Source organism: Spirosoma sordidisoli, assembly GCF_004138325.1.
Taxonomy (GTDB): domain Bacteria; phylum Bacteroidota; class Bacteroidia; order Cytophagales; family Spirosomataceae; genus Spirosoma; species Spirosoma sordidisoli.
Window position 1 is genome coordinate 1,777,155 of record NZ_SBLB01000001.1, and the last position, 23,807, is coordinate 1,800,961.

Consider the following 23,807-nt stretch of genomic DNA (forward strand, 5'->3'; position numbering starts at 1 on the left):
TAATTCAGTTGTGAACGGTATAACTCCGTGAATACCTTCTGTCAACACAACCAAATATTTAAAAGTTTGAATGTTTGCGGATAAAATTTTAGCCCAGCTTCTCCAGGAAGCCGGATAACTGCTGCAACGACTCCTTATTGAGCGACAGGTACAGATTTCGGCCTTCCTTGCGTGCGTTAACCAGGCCGCTCTCGGTAAGCTGCTTGACATGGTGCGACACGCAGGGTTGCGACAGCCCGGTCAGTTCCTGAATATCGGTGCAGGTCATGCTGCCTTTGTCTGACAGCTCCAGCAAGATGGACAGGCGGTATTTATCAGCAATAGCGCCCGTGGCTTTTTCAACAAACCGGTGTTCCATAGTTACGAGGGGCTTCGTCCCCAACTAATGACGAAGAAACAAATTATCTATAAACGAACAAAATCCAGCGACGTATAGTGCCTGCCTGAACGCCAGCGGTTTCCGTGGCTGATAATCAGCCGGTCGCTGTCTGCCGTAGACTCACAAAGCAGACAACGACCGGTTTGGGCTTTACGGTATACTGGCGAAGAACTGAAGCGTTTGCAGCAGGTAACCCGGAATAGCGCTCGCGTGCGACTGCCCCTGCAGCGGGAACAGCTGGACCGTAGTGGCGCCTTTTTGCTTCATGGCGTTGAAGGCATTCTCGCTATTGAGCGGATAGACCTGCTGGTCGGCGGTGCCGTAGATGAGCAGGGTCGGCGTTTTGGGCACGAAATTGTACGTATCGTTATCTTTCAGCGCGTTGATGAATTCGGTGTCGGTACCGTTCAGGATACCGTTCTTGAACCCATCCGTGGCGGCCTGGTTGAAGCTGACGTCGATAGTAGCCAGAACCCCCTGGGTCTGTACCCGGCTCGCATACGGCTCTTTCAGGAAGAACGACAGGGGCCGGTTCAGGTTATAAATCCGGTTGTAGGTCGTCATGACCCACAGGTACTGGCTGTTGGCCAGGGGCAAGCCGGAGGTAGGGCTTCCCAGCACGAATTTGGTGAAGTTGAGCTTATCGTAGGCTCCGGCTCCGGCGCTAACGGCTTTGAGCGTAAAGGGCTGCGAATTTTCGGTTTCCATCTTCTGCTGCAGCGCCATCGTCGCTCCGCCCCCCTGCGAGTAGCCCGACAGGTACAGGTTGTTGTTCCAGCTGATGTTGTTGGCGGTACAGAACTCGCGGGTGGCCTGAATCATGTCATAGGTCGATGAGGCCAGGGTTTTACGGTGTTCGTAGGGATGCGGCACCTGCTTGCTTTCGCCGTAGCCGATGTAGTCAGGGTAAATAACCAGGTAGCCCAGCGCGGCTCCCAGCACGCCCACCGTAGCCGACTCGCCCCCGGCCACAAAGTACGAAGGCGCTTCTTTTTCGTCGAAGATTGTACCGTGCTGAACGCTGATGGCCGAGAAAGCACCGGTTCTGGTAGGTACCAGCACCGCCCCCGAGGCCGTAATGTCGGTGCCGTCGACGTTTTTGGTTTTGTAGGTGATACGGTGAACCGTGCAGCCGTACTGGATAAAACTGGCAATCGGAATACCACCGCCCAGCTGTGCGCTGAACGGGCTGAGCTGGGTTACAACCTGCTCTTTGGTCAGCTGGGCAATTTGAGAATTCCCAACCAGGTACTGGTTTTGCGGGGTCGGCGTATCGGTCGTGCTGTTGTCGCAGGCGGTCAGCACCACAGCCAGCCAGAGTACCCAGACGTACCGGAATGACTTTACGGTAGAGATCATATGATTAGAACGATTTGACAAGGTTGCAGAGGAAATAAGCGATCAGATTACCTACAAATATGCATTCGTTTTCGGTCTGTTTTCTGCCGATTATAGGTGAGCAGCGGAAATCTGTTGGTGAGCGGGTCTGACAGCGGGGCGAACTTGACGCGGCCGGCTGGACAGAATCAGCGGGGGCGTAGTACCTTTGTGCTTTCTTCTCGCTTATTTCATGAAAGTAGCCGGTTTCACCTTCATTCGGAACGCCATCCAGTACGACTATCCTATCGTGGAAGCCATCACCTCTGTACTGCCGCTCTGCGATGAGTTTGTAGTAGCCGTGGGCCAGTCCGACGATGAAACCCTCGCCCTGATCGAAGCCATTCCGTCTGATAAAATCCGGATCATCCATACCGTCTGGGACGATACGGCCCGTGCGGGCGGCCGGGTGCTGGCGCTGGAAACCGACAAAGCCCTGGCTGCGGTTTCATCCGATGCCGACTGGGCGTTTTATATTCAGGGCGACGAGGTGCTGCACGAACAGTATATTCCGGTCGTTCGCCAGGCGATGGAAACCTACCTGAACGATACCAGCGTAGACGGCCTTCTGTTCAACTACCTGCATTTCTACGGCTCCTACAGCTATATCGGCGACTCGCGCCGGTGGTACCGGCGCGAGATACGCGTGGTTCGCAACACGGGTAATGTAGCTTCGTACCGGGACGCGCAGGGATTCCGCACGCGCGAGAATAAAAAACTGCGGGTTCGCCTGATCGATGCCTGGATTTACCACTACGGCTGGGTGAAGCCGCCCGAAACCCAGCGGAAACGGCTCCGCAACGCCAACCAGTTCTGGCACAGCAGCACCACCATCGACAAAGCCAACGCCGGCGCCGATGTGTTTGATTATAGCCAGATCGATTCGCTGGCGCCATTTACCGGTACCCACCCCGCCGTCATGCAGGCCCGGGTAGACCGGCTGAACTGGCCTTTCACCTTCGACACCCGTCAGAAACGGTATACGCCCCGCGTCCGCTTCCTAACCTTTATCGAGAAACTGACCGGCTGGCGCATTGGCGAGTACAAGAATTACAAACTATAAAAAGGGGGACGGGTCAGTAAAGCAGTCGATTGACTACGTTACTGACCCGCCCCCCTTTTTCAGTTCTTTAGTTAAACGTCACACAGCAGAACGGCTTCTTTCAGGCTGGTGAGCGGGTCGCGTTTGGGGATAAACTCCTGCGCCACAAACCCTTTGTAGCCCGTCTCCACGATGGCTTTCATCACGGCCGGGTAGTAAATCTCCTGCGATTCGTCGATTTCGTTCCGCCCGGGGTTGCCGCCGGTATGGTAATGGCCAATGTACTGGCTGTATTTACGGATGGTTCGGATAATATCGCCCTCCATAATCTGCATATGGTAGATGTCGTACAGCAGTTTAAAGTTCTCCGAGCCAACCTGTTTGCAAACCTCCACGCCCCAGGCCGTATGGTCGCACATGTAATCTTTGTGATCGACCTTGCTGTTGAGCAGTTCCATGATCATGGTGATGCCGTGCTTTTCGGCGCTGGGCATTAGGCGTTTCAGACCCGTAGCGCAGTTTTTAGCGCCTTCTTCGTCACTCATGCCGCGCCGGTTGCCCGAGAAACAGATAACCGTTTTGTAGCCGGCTGCCTTCAGTTTCGGGAAGATGGCTTCGTAGCTGGCCACCAGCTCATCGTGTAGCTTGGGGTCGTTGAAACCGCGTTCAATGCCGAGCCCGGCCCCCTGCGGCAGGGCGCAGGTCAGGCCATATTTTTTGAGGGTGGGCCACTCATCAGGTCCCAGCAGTTCAATGGATGTGAGGCCAATTTCTTTGGCAGACTTGCAAAACTCGTCGAGCGGAATTTTGCCGTAGCACCATTTGCATACCGAATGGTTAATGCGCCCTTTCAGCGCTGTAGCTCCGCTGGGAGACAGGTCGGTTTGTGACGTATTCATAGAAGCAGCAAGCGATTCAGTCAGGGCGGGTAGCGCAAGGGCGGTACCGGTTAAGGTTCGGAGGGCCGTTCGGCGAATCATGTTGGTAGGTTTTACGTAGCAACGCAACCGACTGATGTTGCCAATCGGTTGCGTCTCGCTAGGATGAGCTGGTATCAACACCGGCGCAACTGGTTTAGTACTAGAGTTCCCGGATTCGGATGTTGCGGTACCAGACCTTGTCGCCGTGATCCTGAAGGGCAATACGACCGGTCGGGAATTTGTTGAAGCCTTCCCAGCCCTTGAATTTGCTCTGCGCGACCATAGCGTCCCACTCGGGCCCGCTGGTTGGGTAGTCGGCTACTTTTTTACCGTTCAGGTAATGCTCGGCGCGACCGTTATTAACGACCAGCCGGGCTTTGTTCCACTCACCGGCCGGTTTGGCGGTGTTCATCGTGATCGGCTTCTGGATATCGTACAGCGCACCGGCCGTGCGGTTGCCATCGCGGCCCATCTTAGCATCGGGATGACGCTCGTTGTCCAGCACCTGCATTTCAGGGCCGGTATTGTAGGTAGCTTTGAACTTCGGATCTTCGTTTACGTGGTAGATGATGCCACTATTGCCCCCTTCGGCAATTTTCCACTCGATTTCCAGTTCGAAGTTACCGTACTCTTTATCGCTGACGAGGTCACCACCACCCCGGCCACCGGCAAAATGAATCGCGCCGTCGTCAACGACCCAGTTGCTCGACACAGGCTGGTTCGTTTTGAGGTAATTGTGCCAGCCGGTCAGGGTTTTCCCGTCGAACAGCGTTTCCCATTTTCCTTTTTTAGGGATTGCCGTAGCGGGTGTTGGGTTGGCAAACAGGGTTCCACCAAGGGTCAGTACCAGAGCCAATGCGGTAACTGAAGCACGCAGGTAGTTCATAGTTGAGATTTGTTAGGATTATTACGGAACAATACTACTGAAAAAACCAGTAGCTCGTATAAACACAAAAGAGGCAACCGGGCCGCTCATACCCGTATCAACGGAAATTCTCCCCTATACGTCTGTCTGTCAGTAAGCGGCAGGTACCGGTATCGAAATTTATGGGAGCGACGCAATTTTCGTTCTGAAAAATCTGTTGGACTATAGCAACAATAGATTGCGCTGCCCGATCATCATCTCATGGAAGCGACTACCCTGATTCCCGCCGAAAAAGAGCGTTATCAAAAACACCTCAATCTGCCCGAACTTGGCCCTGCCGGTCAGCTACGGCTCAAGAACGCCCGTGTGCTCGTTGTAGGCGCTGGTGGGCTGGGGTGTCCGGTACTGCTGTATCTGACCGCTGCCGGTGTTGGTACAATTGGCCTGATCGATCCTGACGTCGTGGCCCTGAGTAATCTGCAGCGGCAGGTCCTCTACACCACCGACGAGGTAGGTAAGCCTAAGGTCAAGATGGCAGTCAGCCACCTGAACCGGCTCAACCCCGACCTTACCTTCGACACCTACAACATGGCGCTCGAGATCGGGAATGCCCGTTCCATCATCGAGAAGTACGATATTGTTGTCGACTGTACGGACAATTTCACGGTTCGGTATCTGGTCAACGATATGTGTGTGCTGCTCGGCAAACCGTTCGTTTACGGCGCCATCCATCGGTTCGAGGGACAGGTAGCCGTCCTGAACGCCAGCCTGCCCGACGGGGGCCGGGGCCCTACCTACCGCTGTATCTTTCCGGAAGAACCCAACTCCATCGAGATTCCGAACTGTAACGATACGGGGGTGCTGGGCGTACTGCCGGGGGTGATCGGCACCTATCAGGCCAGCGAGGTGATCAAGCTGATCACGGGGATCGGACAACCCCTGAACGAACACCTGCTGATGATCGATGTGTTGAGTATGGGGCAGCAGAAAGTCAAAATCAAACGCCGGGCCGACGCCGACGAACTGGCTCAGCAGGGACTCAGCAAAGCCGGAGCCCGACCAGCCTCCGTCGATTCGGGACCGCAGAAAATAACCCCGGCCGAGCTGGCCGACCGGCTGGCCCAGGGCGAATCGATCTTCCTCCTCGACGTTCGCGAACGCCCCGAGTACGACCTCTGCCACCTCGACGGAGCAGTGCTGATTCCGGTGGGTATGATCCCGAACAACCGCAAGCGCATTCCGACCGACCGACCCGTGGTTGTTTATTGCCATCACGGCATCCGGTCGGCCAACGTAGCGCAGTATCTCTACGCCCAGGACGGCCTGACCAACCTCTACAACCTCGATGGCGGTATCAACGCCTGGGCTCGCGAGATCGAACCCGAAATGGCCGTTTACTAATCCTACGGCCCGTATGACCGGCGCGGCCTGATACGACGGTTACTGGCTGTACCTGTTGCGACTGTTTTAGTCGTACCTTTGCCGCGCCATAACGGTAAACAAATCATGTTTGTCAACATTCTGAAATCGAAACTCCACCGCGTTCGCGTAACGCAGGCTGAGTTAAACTACGTCGGCAGCATCACCATCGACGAAGACCTGATGGATGCCGCCGGTCTGCTCGAGAATGAGCAGGTGCATGTCGTCAATAATAACAATGGCGAACGGCTTATTACCTATGTCATCAAAGGAGAACGCGGTAGCGGCATTATCTGCCTGAACGGGGCAGCCGCCCGACGGGCCCAGGTTGGCGATATTGTCATTATTATTTCATACGCCATGATGACCGCCGAAGAGGCACGCACTCATACGCCTACGGTCATTTTTCCTGATGATAACAACAAACTTGTAACGGTTTAACCCAACACCCAGAGCGTAGCCCCTCAGAACGGTTACGCTCTTTTTTTACACACCCCGTTTGCTCCCTCCCGTATGAATCTGAAAAACATCCTGAAGTACCTCATCTCACTGGCTATTGCGGGCGGTCTGCTCTGGTTCACCTTCCGGCAGAGTAACCTGAACGCAGCCGATCTGTGGGCCAAAATCAGCGCGGCCGATTATCGCTGGGTCATGCTCTCGATGGTGCTTACGCTGGTGGCCCACTGGAGTCGGGCCGAGCGCTGGCGGCTGCTGCTGGAGCCGGTTGTTCCGCAGCGGCCTTCGTCGGTCGAGGCAACGGTGAGCGTACTGATCGGGTATCTGGCCAACATGGCCCTGCCCCGCGCGGGTGAAGTGGCCCGCTGCGGCACCCTGTACCGGCTAGCCGACGTACCCGTCAACGTCAGCTTCGGTACGGTAGTGGCCGAGCGGCTGTTCGACGTGCTGGTGCTGTTTATCCTGCTGGGCGTCACCTTCATCCTGGAGTTTGACCGGCTGAGTCAGTTCTTCATCGAGTTTCTGGGCGGCAAACTGCCGAACGGGGGCGCCGGGGGCGGATCGGGCGTACTCGTGCTGGCGGCTGCTACGCTGGTGGGGCTGGCGCTACTGGGCTGGTTTCTGTTCCGTCGGTACCGGGCTGTCCTGGAGCGGCAGCCGTTCTATCAGAAGATCAGCGGTTTTGTCGTCGGCCTGCTCGAAGGGCTGTTGAGCGTACGGAAACTACGCCGGCCGGGTGCCTTTGTGCTGCATACGATCCTGATCTGGACCATGTACTACCTGATGTCGTACACGCTCTTCTTTGCCATGCCCGCCACGGCCAATCTGGGTCCGCTGGCCGGCCTGACCATTCTGGTGGTCGGCACGCTCGGCATGGCCGCGCCAACGCCTGGTGGTATTGGCTCGTTTCACCTGCTGGTTGGGCAGGTAGCGCTGCTGTATAGCCTCACCGCGCAGGACGGGCAGATTCTGGCTACGTTTATCCATGGCGTTTCAACGCTGATGATTATCATTCTGGGCGTACTGGCCCTGCTGGTCGTGCTGCTGCGCCGGAACCGCGTGGTCAGTTCATCCGCTTCTTTACCCGATACCAACCCCATTAACCTGGAGCGGTAATCGTTTTCCCGTATGACTGAACGTAAAATTCTTTCCCGCGACGAGGCCATTCAGCAGGCCGATCAGTGGCGCGCCAACGGCGAGCAGATCGTATTTACAAACGGCTGCTTCGATATTGTTCACCTGGGCCATATCGACTACCTCGAAAAGGCCCGCCAGCTGGGCGACCGGCTGATTTTGGGCTTGAATACCGATGCGTCGGTGAGCTGCATCAAAGGCCCCCTGCGGCCGGTCGTGAATGAGTACGCCCGGGCCCGGCTCATGGCGGCTCTGGCCTTCGTCGATGCGGTAACCCTCTTTGGCGAGCCTACCCCTCTCGAACTGATCGAGGCCGTACGACCCGACATCCTCGTCAAGGGCGACGACTATAGCGTGGCTACGATTGTGGGGGCTGATTTTGTTCTCGGGCGGGGCGGACGCGTCGAAACCATTGCCCTCGTTCCGGGCTACTCGACCACCAAACTGATTGAACGAATCAAGAGCAGTTATTAGACGAATTAGTAGTATTTCGGTAGATTCTAATAAAAATTTAATCTACTGATGTAGTGGAACTTGCATCCCAAGTTGTCTAACTTTAAAATCCTGATGGCTTTAATACAGTTATCAGAGTGTAGATTTCTACATAGACAACAACATACGGATGACCTTACAAAAAACTCGATTCACCCTGCTTGTTCTGGTCCTGCTGGTCGTTTGGCCGATGGCCGTTCAGTCGTCAGCCGGCCCCTCCGGCGATCAGATTCTGGGGCGCTGGCTCTTTCCGGCCAAGGGGTCGAGCGTTGAAATATACCGATCTGGCAATCAGTACTTTGGCCGCATGGCCGATGTCAGTTCAACCGGTAAACAACAGTTTGGCGTTACGAAAAACCAGCTACTGATGAGCAATCTGTCGTTCGATGGGCAAGTCTGGTCGGGGGGCGAACTGATTCATCCCAGAACCGGTAACCGCTTCGGCGTTGAACTGAATCTGGAAGACCCCCGTACCCTGCGGGTCAAGGTTTATAAAGGCTTTAAGTGGATTCATAAGGAGTTTACGCTGACTCGCCCGTCGTAGGTCTGCGCTCCGTTTAGACGAGAATTTCCTCAACGCTCTGTCCTTAAAAAAGGCAGGGCGTTTGTGTTACCAGCCTGCCAAACGGCGGTAGCACCGGATAAATGGCAAAAAGGCCGGGATACTTTTTGGTATAAATCGTTGTTTTACTATCGATGGGTCATTAAGTTGCCCGGCAATTGAAACCACAAACCTGACTAACGAACGATGTCATCCATTTGGTTAATTATGATTTTGATCTTCGGCGCCAGTGCTTTTGTAAGCTGGCGGCTGCGGAGCAAGTTCAACGAATATTCACAAGTTGGCCTGAGTAACGGGCTGAGCGGAGCCGAAATAGCCCAGCAGATGCTGAATCAGAACGGCATTTACGATGTGCGCGTGCTGTCGGTAGAGGGTATGCTCACCGACCACTATAACCCGCAGGATAAAACGGTAAACCTCAGCGCCGATGTCTACTACGGGCGAAGCGTAGCGGCTGCGGCCGTAGCGGCTCACGAATGCGGACACGCGGTGCAACACAAGGTAGCTTACGGCCCTCTGCAGTTCCGGTCGGCCATGGTGCCCGTGCTGACTGTTTCGTCGCGCTACCTGCAGTGGGTACTGCTGGCCGGGGTACTGTTGCTACAAACCACGCCCCTGCCCCTGGCCATTGGCGTAGGGTTGTTCGCGCTGACCACGCTGTTTGCGTTTGTAACGCTGCCGGTCGAGTTCGACGCCAGCAAACGGGCCCTGGCCTGGATTCAGACTAACGGCGTCGTGAACCAGCGTGAATATGGTTTCGCGAAAGACGCCCTCTGGTGGGCCGCTATGACCTACGTAGTTGCCGCTCTGGGTTCACTGGCCACGTTATTGTATTACGCCAGCCTGCTGCTGGGTGGTCGCCGGAGCGACTAATCCAGACTGGTCAACAAACAGAAAAGCCTCGCCCGATATGGGTGAGGCTTTTCTGTTTGTTGGGGCATTGACTACGCCAGCTGGAGGGCAGCCACCGCCTGTCGGATCACCACGTACCCCGACTCAACCATTTCGGGCGTGGGGGCCTGCCGGTCGATCAGGGAACCTACCACCGCCACCACCAGGGCAATGACCAGCGCGGGCCAGAACCCCCGAATGGTGAAGCTATCCAGGAAGCTGTCAATGAGTTTGAGCAGGAGAGCCGTAACCACGATCCGTACCAGCCCTGTCAGCAGGAAAAAGGTGACGAGGTTCAGCGGGAAGCGGATGATCCAGCCCAGGAAGAAGTTAAGCAGTCCCAGCAGCACCGCAATAAGCAGCGCCGTACCGAAGTTTTTCACATCAATCTGGGGCATGAAATACGCCAGGCCAAAAATAACGCCGGCGTCAATGAGTAAGTGTAGTATCAGATTCATAGGGGAACCGTTCGTGTTGTTTTCAGCAAAACAACCTGATTGAGCGCGAGTTGTTCGACTGGCGCCGACGCCGGGTCAGTTACCGGTACCGATCCGGTTCTGCTTTTTTCCAAATCAATTGGGTTGGTTTAGCGGTTTTACTCGGCAAACCCCTCTGCTCATGTACCGTCTTCTGATTTTTCTGGTCACCTCCCTGATGGCCTGCGGGCAGGGATCGTCGCAACAGACCACGACCCGCCCTTCTACCGACTCGACCCGGTTTTACCAGTTTGGCGAAGCCAGCCGCGACGGCATTGGCAAACGGTATCAGGGACGCGAGATTGCGCAGGTTATGGGTCACCTCGGCGCGTCGTGGCTCGACCGGCCGGAGCGGGAACAGGAAGAACGAACCGACCTGCTGCTCGAAGCCCTCAGCCTGAAGCCAGCCGATGTGGTGGCCGATATCGGGGCCGGAACGGGTTATTTCACTTTCCTGATGGCGCCCAAAGTACCGCAGGGGCAGGTTCTGGCGGTCGATATCCAGCAAGAGATGATCGACTACCTGAACGAAGGCAAAACCAGCCGAAAGATCCGGAATGTAACCCCCGTACTCGGTACCGAATCCGATCCGAAGCTGACGGCCAATAGCGTCGATCTGGCTATTCTGATCGATGCATACCACGAGTTTTCGTACCCGCGCGAGATGATGCAGCACATTGCCACGGCCCTGAAACCGGGCGGGCGCGTTGTGCTGGTCGAGTACCGGGCCGAAGACCCCAGCGTGCCCATCAAGGAACTCCACAAGCTCAGCGTGGCGCAGGCTACCAAAGAGATGAAAGCCGTCGGGCTGCGGCTCCTCAGGAACGACAAACGACTGCCGCAGCAGCACATCATGTTTTTCGGGAAATAAGCCCGTTTCCCTGGCTCGAGCCGGCTAGAGGTGGTTGCCGCAGTATTTGCAGAAAACAGCGTCGGAGTCGTGCCCCTCTGACCCACAAACCGGACACGACTGGGTGGTTGCCTGGCGGGCTTTCAGGGCGGCCTGCGAGATCTCGACCGTAACGATGCCGGTCGGTACGGCAATGATGCCGTAGCCCATGACCATAACCAGCGAGGCCAGCGCTTTTCCCCAGGGCGTCTGAGGAGACAGGTCGCCGTACCCAACGGTGGTGAGGGTTACAATAGCCCAGTATATACTGGTCGGGATGCTGTCGAAGCCGTTTTCTTCGCCCTCTACCATGTACATGATCGAGCCGATCACCACCACCAGCGACAGAATGGTCAGGATAAAGACGCTGATCTTCCGCTGACTGGCTTTAAGCGCGCTGGTCAGAACGAATGCTTCGGAGAGGTATTCGGAGAGTTTCAGGACGCGGAACACCCGCAGCAACCGCAGAATCCGAATGGTGAACAGGTACTGGCTACCGGGCAGAATCAGGCTCAGGTACGTTGGCAGCAGCGCCAGGATATCGACGAAGCCAAAAAAGCTGAGCATGTACCGCAGCGGACGCCTGACGCTGATCAGCCGCAGTATATACTCGATCGTGAAGAGTAGGGTGAAGAACCACTCGATCCGGATCAGAACCTGACCATAACTGGCCCGGATACTGGCCACGCTCTCGAGCATGACTACCAGCACACTCAGCAAAATGCTCCCGATCAGAACAATATCGAAAGCACGTCCGGCGGGCGTGTCGGCCTCGAAGATGATTTCGTGTAAGCGAACCCGCCAGTGGGCATCCGGTTGCCGGGAGTCAGAACGGTTCATACAGTCGGGGATAACGAGGGCCGGGTAGCGGATTTCGGGCTGGCTCAGCCCCCGTCGGGCGGTTAGGCGGTAGCCAGCTTGCTCTTCCGGAATCCGTACGAAAAATAGATAACCAGTCCGATGGCCAGCCAGCCGACGAAGATCAGCCAGTTGCTGGCCCCCAGCTCGGTCATCAGGTACAGGTTGGTCAGTACACCAACAACCGGCAGCAATGAAAAGTTATACCGGAACCCCTGTACAGCCAGCACCGCCCAGGTACCCCAGAAAACGAACAGCAGCGGTTTGGCTTCCATGTGCTCCAGCAGGTTAGCGCCGGTCAGGGCATAGCCAAAAGCCAGAATTAGCAGGGCGCCAATCGTATATTTTCCGTTGATGTAAGGCACCCGAAATTTCGACTGTCCCGACAGCCCCTTGGCATCCAGGTACAGAATACCTCCGCAAACCAGAATAAACGCGAAGAACGTACCGACGCTGGTCAGATCGACGAAGAACTTAAGGTCCATAAACATAGACGGCACCGCCACCAGAAACCCGGTAACGATCGTGGCGAACGAAGGCGTTTTGTAACGCGGGTGGATGGTGGCAAACCGTTTCCAGAGCAGACCGTCGCGGCTCATGGTCATCCAGATACGGGGCTGACCCAGCTGATACACCAGCAGCGCACTCGTAATAGCCACTACGGCACTCACCGAAATAACCCCCGCCACAAAGTCCAGATTTACTTTCTGGAACACGTAGGCCAGCGGGTCGCTCACGCCCAACTCTTTGTAATTAACCATACCGGTCAGTACGAGGGTAATCAGCACGTACAGCACGGTACAGATAGCCAGGCAGTAGAGCATGGCCCGGGGCAGATCGCGCTGGGGGTTCTTACACTCTTCGGCCGTTGTGGAAATCGAGTCGAAGCCGATAAAGGCAAAAAATACCGACGCTACTCCGCTCAGTACACCCGCTACTCCATTCGGCGCAAACGGTGACCAGTTGGCGGGTTTTACGTAAAAGGCCCCAACCCCAATCACCAGGCCGATAACGGCCAGCTTCAGCACCACCAGAATGTTGCTGGCGGTGCGTGATTCTTTGATACCAATGTAGACCAGCGCCGTGATGAGTACCGTAACCGCCCCGGCCGGCAGGTTGGCAATCAGGTGCAGATCGCCCAGCTGAGGGGCCTGCGCGTACGCATCCGCCAGCACGCGCGTATTCTCCGGAAGGGTATCGAGCGGGGTGCCCGCCTGCCGGGTCTGCTCAACCAGCGCAAACGCCCGAGAGGCCGAGCCGTAGTCCGTAGCCAGGTATTTGGGAAAGGTAATGCCGAATCCGCTGAGCATCGACGTGAAATACTCGGACCACGAAATGGCCACTACCATGTTCGAGACGGCATACTCCAGAATAAGCGCCCAGCCAATGATCCAGGCGAAGATCTCCCCGAAGGCAACGTAGGCGTAGGTGTAGGCGCTGCCGCTGACGGGTACCGTACTGGCAAACTGGGCGTAGCTAAGGGCCGTAAAGACGCAGGCGATGGCCGTAAAGACAAACAGCAGCGACACCGCCGGGCCGCCGTTATAGCTCGCCAGCCCGATGGTACTGAAAATACCGGCTCCGATAATAGCCGCAATGCCGAACGAAGTCAGGTCGCGTACGCCCAGCGTCTTTACCAGCTTGCCGGAATCGCCTTCGGCGGCATCACTCAAAATTTGCGTTACGGTTTTTTTACGGAGAAGAGACATGTATCGATCAGAAAAACGGTGCCTATTTGCGTTAAACCGCTAAAAATAGAGATACTTTCCGGTTTTTTGTACGTTACATTCGTACCAGAGGCTGCAATAGTCAACCTGGTCAGGCCAATTTAGTCGTATCCATGTCGATCCGTGTTCAGAATTTGACCAAGGTATATGGTCAGCAAAAAGCAGTCAATCAGATTTCGCTGGTTGCCCAGCCGGGCGAGATCGTCGGTTTTCTCGGTCCCAATGGCGCGGGTAAGTCAACGACCATGAAAATTGCGACGGGTTACCTGCCCCCTACCGACGGCACGGTCGACGTGAACGGCTTCGACGTGCGCACCCAGCCGATGGACGTGCGCCGGAGCGTTGGCTACCTGCCCGAACACAACCCCTTGTACCTCGATATGTACGTGAAGGAGTACCTGCGCTTTGCGGGCTCGCTCCATGGCCTGGGCGGAGTTGACCTGAGTCGGCGCATTGCCGATATGATTGAGCGGGTGGGCCTGGGCCGCGAGCAGCATAAACGCATCGGTCAGTTATCAAAAGGCTATCGGCAACGGGTCGGTCTGGCGCAGGCACTTCTTCACAACCCGCCCGTGCTGATCCTCGACGAACCCACTACCGGCCTCGACCCGAACCAGCTGGCCGAAATCCGGCAGGTTATCCGCGAGGCCGGCCGCGACAAAACGGTGTTGTTCTCGACCCATATCATGCAGGAGGTCGAAGCCGTCTGCGACCGGGTGGTCATCATCAACCGGGGGCAGATCGTTGCCGACGGACCGCTAAGCCAGCTTCGGGGGGCGTCGGCGGGGGCCGGGGTTGTGGTGATTGCCGAGTTCGAGAGCGAGCTGGCTACGGCCGATGTTCTGATGAACCTGTCGGGGGTTGAGCGGGTCGAGCCGCTGGGCAAAGGCCTGTATCGCGTCACGGCCGGCCCCAATACCGATCTGCGGGCGGCTATCTTCCGCCTGGCGGCCGATCAGAACCTGACACTGGTTGGGTTACGTCAGCAGGAGAATTCGCTGGAAGGCATCTTCAAGGAGTTGACCAAATAGGTCATTGACATGTCGCCCCCCGGGGCTACAGGGGCTGGCTGTGACTCTGCCAAATGCTAGATAGCGAATACCGAATGGCTGGCGGTATATGGTCGGCGATGGGTTATAAACGACAAAAGCGGGTAGTGCCCGCTTTTGTCGTTTACAGATATGTCTATGTGCCTCTTTATCGCTGACTGTTCTACCTAGCGGGCCGTTGCCATTAGCGGGTACTGGTCAAATATGGATCGGACAATCCCTTTGAAGTAGTTGTTCTTGAAGTTGGGGTTGCGCATCATCTTCGACGCGTAGCCTTTCCAGATTACCTGATACGACTCGGCATCGATCAGCGAGATCATCAGCGTTCCTTCGTCGAGGTTGTAGTCGATACGCTTATAGGTAGCGTCATCGTCTTCACGAACAACCCAGTCTTTGATGACCGGCTGCTGATAACCGCGGAAACGCAGGTCCGAGCGGAAGATGTTATACGAGATCAGCAGGTTCGGGTTGCGGTTGCTTACGCGGTAGCCGCGGGCCTCCATCTGGTGCCGGATGGCATCCTGAATATCGGAGCAGAGCAGCGTTGAGTCAACAAACTCACACTCCAGAAAATTGAATGATTCGTAATTTTTGAAGTGACCTTCGTAGCTGTAGTCGTGCTCGACAAACAACCGACTCGGCGAACAGCCCGCCATCGCAATAACGGCCAACGCAAACAGGATACCGATATACTTCTTCATACTGCGTTTGTAAAAGTTGCTGATAGGAGATTCTGAATTTAGTAGAACGATGGTTTATGTCGTGACCAACTCAAATATAAGCGGTTATGTTTGGTTATTCAAGGTAATGTTACCAAAATTTAATTGCCAGATGAGTTATCGGCAAAATCTCCGTACCGCCACGAAACGCACTTTTTTTACCTGGATAAGCCGCTGTAAAAAGCCAGTCCCCGGCGCATGTCAGCCATGGTAACCGGCAGGTCGAACGCGCAGCTTCCCGGCCCGTCGAGCAGGGCCATCCGAACCTGGTTGCCCCGGTTTTTCTTGTCCTGAAGCGTCAGTGCCAGAATAGGCTCGGTATCTGCATCGGTTAGTCGTACATTTCCATATACGGCAAATACGTATTCTTCGATTTGCGTGAGCAGCTCCTGATCGATCATCTTTTTCTGGAAGGCAATGAACGCTTCGGCTACCATACCGACCGCAATGGCTTCGCCGTGGAGCAATCGCTTGCGAGGTTGCGTCAGGAAGTAGGTTTCTACCGCATGGCCGAGCGTATGGCCGAAGTTCAGGATCTTCCGCAATCCTTTCTCCGTCGGGTCCTGTTCAACCACCCGCTGCTTTACGGCTACCGAATGCGCCACGAGCCTAGCCCAGTCCTGCTCGTCGAGGTCGCGCCGACGAATGTCGTTCCACATACCGGCGTCGGCGATGAGGCAATGCTTGATAATCTCGGCAAAGCCCGACCGAAGCTCCCGCTCGGGCAGGGTAGCCAGCAACGACGGGTCGATCAGCACGGCGTTCGGCTGCTGAAACACGCCGATGTGGTTCTTGAAGCCGTTGAAGTCGATCCCCAGCTTGCCGCCAACGCTGGCGTCGACCTGGGCCAGCAGGGTCGTCGGCAGTTGGGCAAAGGCAATACCGCGCTTGTACGTAGCGGCACAAAAGCCACCCATATCGCCAATAACGCCACCGCCGAGGTTCAGCACCAGCGCATGCCGGTCAAAATTGGCGCGGGTCAGCGCATCCCAGATCAGCTCGCAGGTAGCCAGGTGTTTCTGTTCCTCGCCCGCCTTGATGCGTACCAGCGTATGTCTGGGCAGCAGGGCCTTTATCTCGGGGTAACAGAACTTAAAGGTGTGATTGTCAGCAATGACGGCTATGGCCGAAAAATCGGAAGCGTCCAGAAAAGCGGGCAGGCTTTCGGTAAGGGAAGCAATGGTTACAGTTGACATACAGCAAATGTACGCAACAGCAACGGCTGGGCGTAACGATGGCCTTGATCTGTTAACAATCAGGAGCAGCCATACCCTTCCGAGCCCAAAGGATAGCTCTTTTTCGCTTGTGTAGCCAGCTCTGAGCCCGGCTGTTTTGAGCCGCACCAGCCCCGGTTTATAGTTTGGCATTATAAATGTTTTCAGTCCAGCTAACGGACTCACCCCAGGCCCCATACGCCTGGTACTTGGTCTGCTTCTCTCATATATAGTCATCTATTGTGCTGATGTTTCGGAATGTATCTTCTCCACTGCTCCGGATAACGGGGCTGCTGTTACTTGTGGCGGCCTGCAAGGAATCAATCGATACGGCACCCATCAATACGGGCAAAGCCATCGAATCCTTTGTTTTTTCGAAGTTAACGCCCCCAGTGTCGGCCGTCATCGACTCCGTGGTGTACACCGTTCGGGCCACCGTTCCGGCCGGTACGAACCTCAGCCAGTTAGTCCCCGCCATCACAATTTCGGAGAAAGCGATTATCTCGCCCGCTTCGGGTACGGCTCAGGATTTCAGCAAACCGGTTTCGTATACCGTTACGGCCATGGACAAATCGGTACAACCCTACGTGGTCACGGTTAGCGTAGCCAGCCTGATTCCCAACGGGGGCGCTCTCGTTTATCTGGGAAACAGTATTGGCAATTTTTTCGCCCTCGACGGCGGCACCGGCACGGTGAAGTGGCGCATTTCGACGGGCGCATCCATTACGTCGAGCGCTTATGTTGCCGCCGGACAGGTCTTCACCGCCAGCGAAAATGGTAACCTCTACGCGCTCGACGCCCAGACGGGCACCCAACGCTGGAAATTCAGCGCCGGCAAGAGTATTCTGTCGAGTCCGGTCGCGTCGGGGCGGCTGGTGCTGGTGGGCAGCGAAGACCAGAACCTGTACGCCCTCGACATTCTGACCGGCGCCCAACGCTGGAAGTTCAGCACCGCGGGCGGGGTTACCTCAAGTCCGGTTGTTGCGAACCGGCTGGCCTATGTGGGCAGCAAAGACCAGACCCTCTATGCCCTCGATGTTGACTCAGGTACGCAGCGCTGGAAGTTCAGCGCCGGTAACAGCATCACCTCCAGCCCGGCCGTTGCCGGCGACCTGGTCTACATCGGCACCAACGATTATAACCTCTACGCCCTCGACGCCAAAACCGGCACCCAACGCTGGAAATTCAGCACCGGTGGGGCCGTAAGCTCAAGCCCCACAGTCGTTAACGACATCGTATACGTAGGCAGCGACGACCGGAATCTGTACGCCCTCAACGCCAGCTCGGGCACTGTAAGCTGGAAGTTCAGCACCGGTGGCCGTATAACATCGAGTCCTATGGTGGCAAACGGGCTTGTTTACGTGGGCAGCGACGACCGAAATCTGTACGCCCTCGATGCCCAGACGGGTACGCTGCGCTGGAAATACAGCACCGGCGGCCTCGTTAGCGCCAGCCCGATCGTGTATAATGGCTTTGTTTACATCAGCGGACAGGATACCAGTCTGTATTGCCTGAACGCCACCAGCGGGGCTCTCCGGTGGCGGGTTCCGCTCGATGCCCGGCTGCTGGCCAGCCCCTGCCTGGCCACTACAGACCTCGTACCGGTGGCAGCGGGTATTAGTGGCGGTCGGCAGTAAAGGGGCGGTTAGGACAGAACAGGCAGAATTGCTTAGCTTGCCCGGCCAAACCCTATCCCCTGCGCGCCCAGCCGATGAAAGTCCGATACCGCGTTCTGACCGGTTTATTTCTCCTGTCGACCATCACCTACCTCGACCGCGTTTGCATGAACGTGGTCAGCAAGTACGTGAAGGCCGACCTCCAGCTCGATAACCAGCAGTTTGGCTGGATACTGGGGGCTTTCTCGCTCTCTTACGCTCTGTTCGAAATACCGACGGGTACGCTCGGCGACCGGATCGGGCCAAGACGGGTGCTGACCCGGGTGGTGCTCTGGTGGTCGGGTTTCACGGCCCTGACCGGCACCGCGTTCTCGTTTCTGTATCTGCTGGTGGTTCGGTTTCTGTTCGGCGCCGGTGAGGCCGGGGCTTACCCGAACTCGTCTATCGCCATTGCCCGCTGGTTTCCCGCTATCGAAGTAGGCCGGGCGCAGTCGGTCATCTGGGCCGCCGGTCGACTGGGTGGTGCGCTAACCCCGCTTATTGTGATTCCGCTCGTCCACTGGGCGGGCTGGCGCTGGGCATTTGCCATCCTCGGTTTCATGGGCGTTGTGTGGGCTATCGGCTGGTACATGTGGTTCCGCGACGAGCCCGCTACCCAGCCGGGCATCAGCCCCGCCGAAGTCGACGAAATCGAAACCGGCCGGAATCTTCGGCAGACCGACCACCGTATTCCGTGGCAGACCATTATCCGTAATCCTGACCTCTGGGCCCTGATGCTGATGTGTCATCTGTTTTTTTACGGGTCCTATTTCTTCACGAACTGGTCGTCGGTATATTTCCAGGAAGGCCGGGGCATGACGGAAGATCAAACCAAAAATTTCATTTCACTCTCGTACTTTCTGGGGGCCGTTGGCTGCCTGGCCGGGGGCGCGCTGAGCGATGTACTCACCAAACGCTATGGCCTCAAGATCGGGCGCCGGGCGGTGGGTATGGGCGGCTTGGGGCTATCGAGTCTGTTTTTTCTGCTGGCCGGGCTGACAACCGACAACCAGGCTGCGGGTTACCTGCTGGCCACCTGTGTGCTGCTGAAGGACCTGGCCCTGCCGGTCGCCTTTGCCGTATGCGTTGACATTGGTCAGCGCAACGCCGGCACCGTTACCGGGTCCATGAACTTTGCCGGGCAGCTGGGTGGCTTTTTCATCACCATCCTGTTCGGCATCATCGTTGAGCAAACCCATAACTTCAATTATCCCCTCTTCATGATTGCCGGCTGCCTGCTGGTCAGCGCCTTACTCTGGCTCAAGATCGACCCGACCCGGCCGGTGGCCATCCGGTAAATTGTGAGGCTCCGGTCTCCCTGGCTGTGTATTTTACCAGGATTCACACAGAAGACTCCCTTTTTTATAACTAATCTCTATAGGTTTAGTTGGTTTTATAGATACGCGTCATCTCTAACCAACAAACCCAGAGAGCCATGATACTAAAAATGGACCGGTTGCCGATCGAGCTGCCTCGCCCCAACAACCCATCGCCCAATAGCGCAGCCGCCGTACAGGAACTGCTGGGCGGTAAATTCGGGGAGATGTCGACCCTGATGAATTACACGTACCAGTCGTTCAACTTTCGGGGACGTAAGAAACTACGGCCTTTCTATGATCTGATCTGCTCCATTGCGGGCGAAGAATACGGTCATATCGAGGTAGTTTCGTACACGACGAATCTCCTGCTGACGGGCGTAAGCAAACGCGGCATGGACCCGACCACCACCCCGCTGGCCAACGGTGTTGACGCGCGCAATACGAGCCACTTTATAGCCAGTGGCCAATCAGCCTTACCAATGGACTCGATGGGTCGGTTCTGGTCGGGCGAGAACGTCTTCAGCAGCGGCAACCTCAAGCTCGATCTGCTCCACAATTTCTTCCTCGAATGCGGAGCACGGGCCAACAAGATGCGCGTCTACGAAATGGTCGACGACCCAACCGCGCGGACCATGGTGGGGTATCTGCTGGTACGGGGCGGTTTACACGTGGTAGCGTATGCCAAAGCCCTTGAAAAACTGACGGGAGTAGAAGTAACCAAACTGCTGCCTATTCCGGATCTGAGCAACGATGCGTTCCCCGAAGCCCGAAAGTTCATGGACGAGAAGCTTCACCTGCAGCTGTATACCTTTAGCCAGGAAGACTACAAGCAGGCCGGTCTGATCTGGAACGGCCCCCACCCCGAAGACGGGCAGGAGTGCGTAGTCATTGAAGGGGCCATACCCGGCTACCCGGTTCCCGACCTCGACGAGGAGCCGCAGCTGAACGCCCCCGGCGCCGACGATTTCGACCCGCAGATGTTTGCCGATATGGCCAAGAAAATGGGAATCGATTATAAATATTAACCGGATCTTGTCATGACCCGGAAGTAATCATAGAAAAAGGCGCTGATTTCTGTCAGCGCCTTTTCCCATTTCTGGTAGTAGTCAATTACGATATCACTTTCAGTCCTTCGGCAAAGGCCTGCATCTGGGGCATGGTACCCAGGCTCACGCGGCACCAGTACTGACCGTCAAATTTCCACTGACGGATGCTTACGCCCTGGCTCATCATCTTGGCTACGAAGTCCTCGCCCTTCATCCGGATCGGGAACAGCACGAAGTTAGTGCCCGACGGCAGGTATGTGTAGCCGTTGGTTTTCAGGGTTTCGTACAGGTATTCGCGCGCTTCGAGGCCTTTGGCCAGCGAATACTTGATAAAATCCTGATCGGTATAGCAGGCCAGACCGGCCCGGATGGTGGTCATTGTCAGACCGCCGGGTCCCCCGCCCCACTTGCTGATGGCCGCCAGCGTATCGGGCTGGCCAACCAGATAGCCCAACCGCAAACCAGCCATGCCGTAGATTTTTGAGAACGTACGCGCGACCAGCACGTTCTGGCCTTTTTTCACGTTGTCGATCACCGAGAATTTGGCCGGGTCGCTGGTGTAGTGAATATAAGCCTCGTCGGCAAACACGGGCTTTTTGGCCGACACCCGGTCGACAAACGCCCGCAGCGCCACCGGATCGATGGTTACGCCCGTTGGGTTGTTCGGGTTGTTGATGTACACCATGCTCGTATTGTCGCCGATGCGCTTTTCCATCTCGGCCAGGTTGTGGTCGTAGTTGCCGGCCGTCAGGGGTACTTTCTCCCATTTGGCGCCGTGCTGAACCGCGGCCCGCATCAGCTGCTCGTACGTAGGGTCGGCCGAGATGATCGTGCCGCCGGGCTTGGCGTAGCTGTAGTGCATCGCAGCCGCAACCAGCAGTGATCCCGAACCGGGTGCCAGCAGTACCTGCTCCTCGGCCACACCTTCCTGCTCAGCAATCATCTTACGCAGCTGGGTAGCGTACTGAAACGGATACAGGTAGCCTTCCTGCGCAGCATCGTTGATGGCTTTCAGCGCCTTGGGCGACGGGCCGTAGGGGTTCTCGTTGGCCGACAGACGGGCTTTCATGGCGCCTTTGGGCGGCAGCACCGGCGCCGTTGGAGCGGCATCGAGCCATGGTTCACAATATCCGGCCTGTGCCGTTGCAAGACCTAATCCAGAAACCAGACCAGCCCGCAGCCAGTCACGACGATTGATTGACATAATTGTGTATAAGTTGTTGGTAATGGGGTTTCCTGTAACGGATATTGGTTTACAGCCAGCCGCTGCCCCAGGGCAATAAGCCAGCCGTAAACCAACCTCTGCTTACGTATTAATTGACACCTTGTACTCGGGACAGCCGCGAGAAGGCCTGTCCTTTGTACTCACCTGACCAGGTCAGTTGAACACTACTACCCGCTCTTGGCGCCGTTACGCCCAGCTCAGCCCAGGTCTTTGTCAGGCTGGCTTTACCGGTTCCGTCAGTTTTGAGATCACCGAGTGCTTTCCCGTCACGCGTGGTCAGCCTTACGGTCAGCGACGTCACCGGAATCGAATCGATCCCGACTTTATTATCCAGAATACCACTTTTGTCGAGTTCGTAGATCCGCACGCCCATCACGACGGGGCCCGTCACTTTCTGCGATACCACGGGTTCGGCCGTCAGGCCACCCCCATCGCCGGTAGCGTTGTCGATCACGACCAGTACCGGAGCGGCTACGCGGTCGATAAACGGATCGTCTTTCTTCATGCAGCCAGCCAGCGAGCCCAGGGCCAGCAGCGCCATTATCGGGTAAATTCTATATCGTTTCATTGGTCGATAATCTTGTTTGTTGTACATGCGATCTTACTTCTCCGCCCACCACAGTTTCGACTTGGTGTCGTTTTTACCGCCAATCATCTCGACGCCTTTCTTGTAGTTGGCTTCGTTCAGCGACACTTCAGAACCCGGATAAGGCAGGCGGGTGGGCAGAACGCCGTCGTTCTCGAATACCGCGCGCGGATCTTTGGCAGGCAGCACCGGCAGGCCCGTACGGCGATACTCGGTCCAGGCTTCGAGGCCCTGGCCAAACAGCGCGATCCATTTCTGCTCCATAATTTTCTCTTTCGATACGGCCCCAACCGTTTTCAGGTACGCGTCAGACACTTTCAGCCCGTACTGATCGAACGAAGCGGTTATGCCTCTCTCGAAATAGCTCTGAGCCGACCCGCTGATATCGCCATCCTGAGCCGCTTCGGCCAGGATCAGGTTCAGCTCGGCAAACGTCATCAGCACTTCGGGTGCCGTCTGCTGAATGAAATACGAACCGATGTTCGAGCTGACGCCCAGGTAGGTAGTGGCGATGGCGTCGGGCAAACCGTTGGCGTGGCCGAGGTATTTACCATCCTTGTTGGGCTGGGCAAACACCGTCAGGCGGGCATCGCCCAGTTCCGTGAGCCGGTCAACGAACGTCTTGCTCATGTTCCAGTCCGTACGGCTGTCGTTGACCATAACCATGTACAGCTCGTTGCTGCTCGACAGGACCGTGGTACATTTCAGGCTTGCGTTGTCGGCGTTGCTCGTGAAAATGGGGTACTTGGCCGGATCACCCAGAATTTCGGCCATGATGGCTTTCGACTCGGCGGGTTTCTTGACCGCCTGCCGGTTAGCCAGCCGCAGCCGCAGCGAGTTGGCAAACTTCTTCCACTTGGTAATGTCGCCGTTATAGAGAATATCGCCCGACACGGCCGGCCCGCCAACGGTCAGCTTGTCGTTGGCCGTTTTCAGGTCGGCCAGCAGACCAGCGTAGATCTTATCCATCGAGTCGTAAGACGGACTGTAAATGGGCGCGTCGGTCGTGCCTTTGAGCGCTTCCGTATACGGGATAGGGCCGTACAGATCAGCCAGCAGCGAGAACGTCCAGGACCGCATCACCAGCGCAATGCCTTCAAAATTGGTGTTCTGATAGGCCGCACCGGGCTGCGACAGGGCAATGATCCGCTGGTAGTTGACCAGACCGTCGTTGAACAGGGCTTTCCAGTTGTTGTTGTAGAAAGCCGGGTTCAGCCCGTAGTTGTCGCCCTCGTTGGAGTAGATATTACGCGAGAGGTACTGCATCCAGAGCATAGCCCCGTCCAGGTTGAGCCGCTCGAAGCGGGTTCGGCCACCCCAGGAGCGGTCGATGGTGTATTCGAGCGCGTACGGCAGCAGAAACTGCGGCCCAAGACTGGTGGGGTTGTTGGGGTCCACGTTCATCTTGTCAAAGTCCTTGGTGCAGGAAGAGACCGTCAGAAGTGCCGCTATAGCGAGTAAGAATGTGCGTTTCATAGTTAGTCGTTTTCCGTTTTCAGCGTCCGGC

The 23,807-nt window shown here is 56.4% G+C and carries 24 protein-coding genes; 12 read left to right on the top strand and 12 right to left on the bottom strand.

The window, feature by feature from the left end:
• Positions 1-88: 88 nt before the first annotated feature.
• Together EQG79_RS07640 and EQG79_RS07645 are read right to left on the bottom strand one after the other, a co-directional pair.
• Positions 89-358, bottom strand: a complete 270-nt coding sequence (locus EQG79_RS07640; protein WP_077920695.1) for an ArsR/SmtB family transcription factor — start codon at positions 356-358, stop codon at positions 89-91.
• A gap of 171 nt (positions 359-529) precedes the next feature.
• Positions 530-1,738: an alpha/beta hydrolase family protein gene (locus tag EQG79_RS07645; RefSeq protein WP_236648694.1), complete on the bottom strand. Its 1,209-nt coding sequence runs from the start codon at positions 1,736-1,738 to the stop codon at positions 530-532.
• Between the two features lie 211 nt (positions 1,739-1,949).
• Between EQG79_RS07645 and EQG79_RS07650 the strand changes: the two genes are divergently transcribed.
• A complete protein-coding gene (locus tag EQG79_RS07650; protein ID WP_129601168.1) occupies positions 1,950-2,819 on the top strand; it encodes a glycosyltransferase family protein in 870 nt (289 codons plus the stop codon).
• 71 nt (positions 2,820-2,890) lie between these two features.
• Here EQG79_RS07650 and EQG79_RS07655 read toward each other — a convergent pair whose 3' ends face one another.
• Positions 2,891-3,778 carry a hydroxypyruvate isomerase family protein gene (locus tag EQG79_RS07655; protein ID WP_077920694.1) on the bottom strand — a complete coding sequence of 296 codons (888 nt, stop codon included), beginning with the start codon at positions 3,776-3,778 and terminating at the stop codon, positions 2,891-2,893.
• A 100-nt stretch (positions 3,779-3,878) separates the two neighbouring features.
• A complete protein-coding gene (locus EQG79_RS07660; RefSeq protein ID WP_077920693.1) occupies positions 3,879-4,604 on the bottom strand; it encodes a 3-keto-disaccharide hydrolase in 726 nt (241 codons plus the stop codon).
• Positions 4,605-4,844: 240 nt separating this feature from the next.
• Here EQG79_RS07660 and moeB point away from each other — a divergent pair, with 240 nt between their 5' ends.
• The 6 genes from moeB (at position 4,845) to EQG79_RS07690 (ending at position 9,519) form a co-directional block, all read left to right on the top strand.
• A complete protein-coding gene (gene moeB / locus EQG79_RS07665) occupies positions 4,845-5,984 on the top strand; it encodes a molybdopterin-synthase adenylyltransferase MoeB (protein WP_129601002.1) in 1,140 nt (379 codons plus the stop codon).
• Positions 5,985-6,089: 105 nt separating this feature from the next.
• Positions 6,090-6,443 carry an aspartate 1-decarboxylase gene (panD, locus tag EQG79_RS07670; protein ID WP_129601003.1) on the top strand — a complete coding sequence of 118 codons (354 nt, stop codon included), beginning with the start codon at positions 6,090-6,092 and terminating at the stop codon, positions 6,441-6,443.
• A gap of 72 nt (positions 6,444-6,515) precedes the next feature.
• On the top strand, positions 6,516-7,574 hold the full coding sequence (locus EQG79_RS07675) for a lysylphosphatidylglycerol synthase transmembrane domain-containing protein (protein ID WP_077920690.1): 1,059 nt from the start codon (positions 6,516-6,518) through the stop codon (positions 7,572-7,574).
• Positions 7,575-7,586: 12 nt separating this feature from the next.
• Positions 7,587-8,066 (top strand): D-glycero-beta-D-manno-heptose 1-phosphate adenylyltransferase, encoded by a 480-nt coding sequence (gene rfaE2, locus EQG79_RS07680; RefSeq protein ID WP_129601004.1) that lies wholly within the window; start codon positions 7,587-7,589, stop codon positions 8,064-8,066.
• 148 nt (positions 8,067-8,214) lie between these two features.
• Complete coding sequence (locus tag EQG79_RS07685) at positions 8,215-8,628, top strand: DUF2147 domain-containing protein (protein WP_236648693.1); 414 nt, start codon at positions 8,215-8,217, stop codon at positions 8,626-8,628.
• A gap of 225 nt (positions 8,629-8,853) precedes the next feature.
• On the top strand, positions 8,854-9,519 hold the full coding sequence (locus tag EQG79_RS07690) for a zinc metallopeptidase (protein WP_077920687.1): 666 nt from the start codon (positions 8,854-8,856) through the stop codon (positions 9,517-9,519).
• 71 nt (positions 9,520-9,590) lie between these two features.
• Here EQG79_RS07690 and EQG79_RS07695 read toward each other — a convergent pair whose 3' ends face one another.
• Positions 9,591-9,995: a phage holin family protein gene (locus EQG79_RS07695; RefSeq protein ID WP_077920686.1), complete on the bottom strand. Its 405-nt coding sequence runs from the start codon at positions 9,993-9,995 to the stop codon at positions 9,591-9,593.
• A 160-nt stretch (positions 9,996-10,155) separates the two neighbouring features.
• Here EQG79_RS07695 and EQG79_RS07700 point away from each other — a divergent pair, with 160 nt between their 5' ends.
• Entirely contained in the window at positions 10,156-10,884 is a 729-nt protein-coding gene (locus EQG79_RS07700; protein ID WP_129601005.1) for a class I SAM-dependent methyltransferase, read from the top strand.
• 24 nt (positions 10,885-10,908) lie between these two features.
• Here the strand turns inward: EQG79_RS07700 and EQG79_RS07705 are convergent, their stop codons facing one another.
• Together EQG79_RS07705 and EQG79_RS07710 are read right to left on the bottom strand one after the other, a co-directional pair.
• The gene (locus tag EQG79_RS07705) at positions 10,909-11,742 is read right to left on the bottom strand and encodes an ion transporter (protein WP_129601006.1); all 834 of its coding nucleotides are present in this window, start codon (positions 11,740-11,742) and stop codon (positions 10,909-10,911) included.
• Positions 11,743-11,804: 62 nt separating this feature from the next.
• Positions 11,805-13,469 (bottom strand): amino acid permease, encoded by a 1,665-nt coding sequence (locus tag EQG79_RS07710; protein ID WP_077920683.1) that lies wholly within the window; start codon positions 13,467-13,469, stop codon positions 11,805-11,807.
• Positions 13,470-13,600: 131 nt separating this feature from the next.
• Between EQG79_RS07710 and gldA the strand changes: the two genes are divergently transcribed.
• Complete coding sequence (gene gldA / locus EQG79_RS07715; RefSeq protein ID WP_129601007.1) at positions 13,601-14,518, top strand: gliding motility-associated ABC transporter ATP-binding subunit GldA; 918 nt, start codon at positions 13,601-13,603, stop codon at positions 14,516-14,518.
• Between the two features lie 185 nt (positions 14,519-14,703).
• Here gldA and EQG79_RS07720 read toward each other — a convergent pair whose 3' ends face one another.
• On the bottom strand, positions 14,704-15,237 hold the full coding sequence (locus EQG79_RS07720) for a DUF4136 domain-containing protein (RefSeq protein WP_077920681.1): 534 nt from the start codon (positions 15,235-15,237) through the stop codon (positions 14,704-14,706).
• Positions 15,238-15,413: 176 nt separating this feature from the next.
• Positions 15,414-16,451 (bottom strand): 3-dehydroquinate synthase, encoded by a 1,038-nt coding sequence (aroB, locus tag EQG79_RS07725; RefSeq protein WP_077920680.1) that lies wholly within the window; start codon positions 16,449-16,451, stop codon positions 15,414-15,416.
• A 266-nt stretch (positions 16,452-16,717) separates the two neighbouring features.
• On the opposite strand from aroB, the gene EQG79_RS07730 reads away from it, so the two are divergent.
• From EQG79_RS07730 to EQG79_RS07740, 3 genes are all read left to right on the top strand, one after another.
• Positions 16,718-18,106, top strand: coding sequence for a beta-alanine-activating enzyme beta-propeller domain-containing protein (locus tag EQG79_RS07730; protein WP_129601008.1), 1,389 nt, complete (start codon positions 16,718-16,720; stop codon positions 18,104-18,106).
• A 74-nt stretch (positions 18,107-18,180) separates the two neighbouring features.
• Positions 18,181-19,422: an MFS transporter gene (locus EQG79_RS07735; RefSeq protein ID WP_129601009.1), complete on the top strand. Its 1,242-nt coding sequence runs from the start codon at positions 18,181-18,183 to the stop codon at positions 19,420-19,422.
• Positions 19,423-19,559: 137 nt separating this feature from the next.
• Positions 19,560-20,468, top strand: a complete 909-nt coding sequence (locus EQG79_RS07740; RefSeq protein ID WP_077920677.1) for a manganese catalase family protein — start codon at positions 19,560-19,562, stop codon at positions 20,466-20,468.
• Between the two features lie 85 nt (positions 20,469-20,553).
• On the opposite strand, the gene EQG79_RS07745 is transcribed toward EQG79_RS07740, so the two are convergent.
• The 3 genes from EQG79_RS07745 to EQG79_RS07755 all read right to left on the bottom strand — a co-directional run bounded on the left by EQG79_RS07745 (position 20,554) and on the right by EQG79_RS07755 (position 23,776).
• Positions 20,554-21,693: a pyridoxal phosphate-dependent aminotransferase gene (locus EQG79_RS07745; RefSeq protein WP_077920676.1), complete on the bottom strand. Its 1,140-nt coding sequence runs from the start codon at positions 21,691-21,693 to the stop codon at positions 20,554-20,556.
• Between the two features lie 109 nt (positions 21,694-21,802).
• Positions 21,803-22,282 (bottom strand): hypothetical protein, encoded by a 480-nt coding sequence (locus tag EQG79_RS07750; protein ID WP_077920675.1) that lies wholly within the window; start codon positions 22,280-22,282, stop codon positions 21,803-21,805.
• Between the two features lie 33 nt (positions 22,283-22,315).
• Entirely contained in the window at positions 22,316-23,776 is a 1,461-nt protein-coding gene (locus EQG79_RS07755) for a SusD/RagB family nutrient-binding outer membrane lipoprotein (RefSeq protein WP_129601010.1), read from the bottom strand.
• Positions 23,777-23,807: the final 31 nt, after the last annotated feature.

Bases quoted from the DNA above. Each gene is read 5' to 3' on its own strand.
- EQG79_RS07650 (WP_129601168.1), top strand. From the start codon at position 1,950: ATGAAAGTAGCCGGTTTCACCTTCATTCGGAACGCCATCCAGTACGAC.
- moeB (WP_129601002.1), top strand. From the start codon at position 4,845: ATGGAAGCGACTACCCTGATTCCCGCCGAAAAAGAGCGTTATCAAAAA.
- EQG79_RS07745 (WP_077920676.1), bottom strand. From the start codon at position 21,693: ATGTCAATCAATCGTCGTGACTGGCTGCGGGCTGGTCTGGTTTCTGGA.
- EQG79_RS07690 (WP_077920687.1), top strand. From the start codon at position 8,854: ATGATTTTGATCTTCGGCGCCAGTGCTTTTGTAAGCTGGCGGCTGCGG.
- EQG79_RS07700 (WP_129601005.1), top strand. From the start codon at position 10,156: ATGTACCGTCTTCTGATTTTTCTGGTCACCTCCCTGATGGCCTGCGGG.
- EQG79_RS07695 (WP_077920686.1), bottom strand. From the start codon at position 9,995: ATGAATCTGATACTACACTTACTCATTGACGCCGGCGTTATTTTTGGC.
- EQG79_RS07735 (WP_129601009.1), top strand. From the start codon at position 18,181: ATGAAAGTCCGATACCGCGTTCTGACCGGTTTATTTCTCCTGTCGACC.
- EQG79_RS07740 (WP_077920677.1), top strand. From the start codon at position 19,560: ATGATACTAAAAATGGACCGGTTGCCGATCGAGCTGCCTCGCCCCAAC.
- EQG79_RS07750 (WP_077920675.1), bottom strand. From the start codon at position 22,282: ATGAAACGATATAGAATTTACCCGATAATGGCGCTGCTGGCCCTGGGC.
- EQG79_RS07640 (WP_077920695.1), bottom strand. From the start codon at position 358: ATGGAACACCGGTTTGTTGAAAAAGCCACGGGCGCTATTGCTGATAAA.
- EQG79_RS07675 (WP_077920690.1), top strand. From the start codon at position 6,516: ATGAATCTGAAAAACATCCTGAAGTACCTCATCTCACTGGCTATTGCG.
- EQG79_RS07645 (WP_236648694.1), bottom strand. From the start codon at position 1,738: ATGATCTCTACCGTAAAGTCATTCCGGTACGTCTGGGTACTCTGGCTG.
- EQG79_RS07730 (WP_129601008.1), top strand. From the start codon at position 16,718: ATGTTTCGGAATGTATCTTCTCCACTGCTCCGGATAACGGGGCTGCTG.
- EQG79_RS07720 (WP_077920681.1), bottom strand. From the start codon at position 15,237: ATGAAGAAGTATATCGGTATCCTGTTTGCGTTGGCCGTTATTGCGATG.
- aroB (WP_077920680.1), bottom strand. From the start codon at position 16,451: ATGTCAACTGTAACCATTGCTTCCCTTACCGAAAGCCTGCCCGCTTTT.
- EQG79_RS07710 (WP_077920683.1), bottom strand. From the start codon at position 13,469: ATGTCTCTTCTCCGTAAAAAAACCGTAACGCAAATTTTGAGTGATGCC.
- EQG79_RS07660 (WP_077920693.1), bottom strand. From the start codon at position 4,604: ATGAACTACCTGCGTGCTTCAGTTACCGCATTGGCTCTGGTACTGACC.
- rfaE2 (WP_129601004.1), top strand. From the start codon at position 7,587: ATGACTGAACGTAAAATTCTTTCCCGCGACGAGGCCATTCAGCAGGCC.
- EQG79_RS07705 (WP_129601006.1), bottom strand. From the start codon at position 11,742: ATGAACCGTTCTGACTCCCGGCAACCGGATGCCCACTGGCGGGTTCGC.
- EQG79_RS07655 (WP_077920694.1), bottom strand. From the start codon at position 3,778: ATGATTCGCCGAACGGCCCTCCGAACCTTAACCGGTACCGCCCTTGCG.
- panD (WP_129601003.1), top strand. From the start codon at position 6,090: ATGTTTGTCAACATTCTGAAATCGAAACTCCACCGCGTTCGCGTAACG.
- EQG79_RS07755 (WP_129601010.1), bottom strand. From the start codon at position 23,776: ATGAAACGCACATTCTTACTCGCTATAGCGGCACTTCTGACGGTCTCT.
- EQG79_RS07685 (WP_236648693.1), top strand. From the start codon at position 8,215: ATGACCTTACAAAAAACTCGATTCACCCTGCTTGTTCTGGTCCTGCTG.
- gldA (WP_129601007.1), top strand. From the start codon at position 13,601: ATGTCGATCCGTGTTCAGAATTTGACCAAGGTATATGGTCAGCAAAAA.